The 2,531-nt window shown below is 35.7% G+C and carries 2 protein-coding genes; both read right to left on the bottom strand.

Going from position 1 to position 2,531, the window contains the following annotated elements; genetic code table 11:
• Positions 1-110: 110 nt before the first annotated feature.
• Positions 111-1,544, bottom strand: a complete 1,434-nt coding sequence (gene pyk, locus E1171_RS02920) for a pyruvate kinase (protein ID WP_155203915.1) — start codon at positions 1,542-1,544, stop codon at positions 111-113.
• Between the two features lie 217 nt (positions 1,545-1,761).
• Entirely contained in the window at positions 1,762-2,196 is a 435-nt protein-coding gene (locus E1171_RS02915) for an IPExxxVDY family protein (protein WP_155203913.1), read from the bottom strand.
• Positions 2,197-2,531 lie beyond the last annotated feature (335 nt).

The following is a 2,531-nucleotide window of genomic DNA, read 5'->3' as shown; positions in this document are numbered from 1 at the left end:
CTTACACAGTTTTCCGGATAGTGTCTTTAAAATGAAAAGTTAGGTGGAAAAGGTTTTCCTATTTCCTTGAGCCTGAACTATTCACTTTAAACTATTTAAATTAAACTAATTTAATCCACCTGACTTACCTTCATCATATTAGTTCTTCCGGACCAATGTCTTGGCATACTACCTGTTGTTATGAACAGATCGCCTTTCTCCAAATGACCATCAGCAATAAGTAAATCTCGAATTTCATCTAGGGTTTCATCAATTCCGACTTGTTTGTCATAATAATAACCTCGAATTCCCCAGCTTAAATTTAAGCGGTTTAACAAATAAATATCATCGGTGAAAACAAAAATATTTGCTTTGGGACGATGACTGGATAATCTTAAACCCGTATATCCTGAACGAGAAAGACCAAGAATGGCTTTTCCTCCAGTATTTCTAGCTAAATTACAAGCAGCTAAAACTAATCCATCATTTACGTGAGTTTCCGAAGAGCTATCAAGTGTCAAATTCTTAAAATAAATAGCTTCTGATTTTTCCACTGCCCTAATCACCTTAGTCATACTGTTCACTGCCTCTTCAGGAAACTTACCCGATGCAGATTCAGCGGATAACATAACGGCATCAGCTCCATCCAACACCGCATTAGCCACATCATTTGCTTCTGCCCGAGTAGGACGTGGATTAGTCACCATACTTTCTAACATTTGCGTAGCAACAATAACTGGTTTTGCGGCTCTATTACATTTGGCAATAAGTTCTTTTTGAATTAATGGAACCTCTTCCATATCCATTTCAACACCTAAATCACCTCTCGCCACCATAATGCCATCACAAGCTTCTATGATTTCATCCATGCATTTGATAGCTTCTGGCTTTTCAATTTTGGCCATCACTTTAGTGGCCTCACCACTTTCATTGATAATCTTTTTTAAATCAAGAATATCCTGTGCCGAACGAACAAACGAAAGCGCCACCCAATCTACATGGTTTTTCAAACCAAATTCCAGGTCTAACTTATCCTTTTCCGTCAAAGCAGGAACGATTACGTCAGTTTCCGGTAAATTGATTCCTTTTCTTGACTTTAGCGGTCCTCCATAAATTACTTCCGTAACCACCTCATGTCCCTCAACTCCTTTCACCTTCAATTCCAAGTTTCCATCATCAATGAGAATACGCTCTCCTGCTTTTACTTCCAAAGGAAGCGTTTTATGAGTAGTTCCTATTACCTTCTGATTTCCTACCACCTCATCAATTGTAATTCTCAGTTCTTGCCCTTCGACAATATCGACCTGCCCATTTTCAATTTCTGTAGTACGAATTTTTGGTCCCTGTAAATCTTGAAGAATCGATATATAGGTCCCTTGTTCTTTATTTAGCTCCCGTATTGTTTCTATTCTTTTCAGGTGATCATCATGTGTACCATGAGAAAAATTTAAGCGAAAAACATTCGCTCCGGCTTCCATCAACTTCCCCATCATCTCCTTGCTATCTGAGGCCGGACCTATGGTTGTAACTATTTTCGTTTTACAAAAACTTGTATTGTTCAACATGATCAGTTTGATTTATAAACTTATATTTTAAATACAAAAACTTTTTAAAATCATTAAATCTTTAAAAGGCATACCATTTCATGGCAAAACCTGTCCTTCCCTCTCATTAAAGCCCTCAAAAACACAATTCTTCCAGGCAAAAAACCATTGAAAGGAATATGCTCTTTGGTGTTCTCTAAAAAACCAATGTGGATATCGCAAAACAACAGTCATTCTATCAAAATATTAGATATTCTCTGGAAGGCAATTGCCCTGCTTCAATCACTCCCAATCCAGTAACCTCGTCTAGCAATTCCAACTTAGAAATAATCTTCTGGATCACTCCAATTTCCCATTCGCACCCTTCCAACAATATAAAATAATCAAAATCACCGCACTCTGGGATCAAATTCTCGTGGGAAACCTTTCCTTTTTCCACCCGTTCGCAAGAATTCTTTAGCAACCTCATTAGGTTATACTCCTCTTTATATAAGAAATTTGAAATCAATAAATAATTTTGTTGAGGAAGGGTAAGCTTGATATCATCACCTTTTATCAAGTGAACCCCCAATACTGAATTGATAAGCCAGGCAAGTTTATAACCTTTGACTTTTGATTCAATACCTATTAAACCGAAGTCATAATCATAATCGATGATTAACTTGTTAGTCATCTACAAATATTTAAATCGTACAACCGAAATGGTCTTAGCAGATTTCCTTTTATTGAAGTGTACACTTTTAATTCGACAGAAATATTTTCAAAAAGGAAAGTTAAATTTTATAAGCTATTTATTTCCGATTAATTTATAAAACCCTTCGTAATTAAAAATATTAACAAGGCTTTAACATTAAAATATGCCTTTACGAAGGCTTAAATATAGGTTTAAAATATAAATTTATTAAACATACACTTTAAAAACCCCGTGTATAATGGTCAATTAGGTTCCTCATTTGGAAACTCTTTCATCCAAAATAAGGCTCATCCTTACAGTTAATACGTTTGCGT

It is taken from the genome of Xanthovirga aplysinae, assembly GCF_009711365.1.
GTDB lineage: Bacteria > Bacteroidota > Bacteroidia > Cytophagales > Cyclobacteriaceae > Xanthovirga > Xanthovirga aplysinae.
This window is presented reverse-complemented; position numbering and strand designations above follow the sequence as displayed.

Excerpts from the sequence above, each read along its gene's own strand:
- pyk (WP_155203915.1), bottom strand. The coding sequence starts at position 1,544 with ATGTTGAACAATACAAGTTTTTGTAAAACGAAAATAGTTACAACCATA.
- E1171_RS02915 (WP_155203913.1), bottom strand. The coding sequence starts at position 2,196 with ATGACTAACAAGTTAATCATCGATTATGATTATGACTTCGGTTTAATA.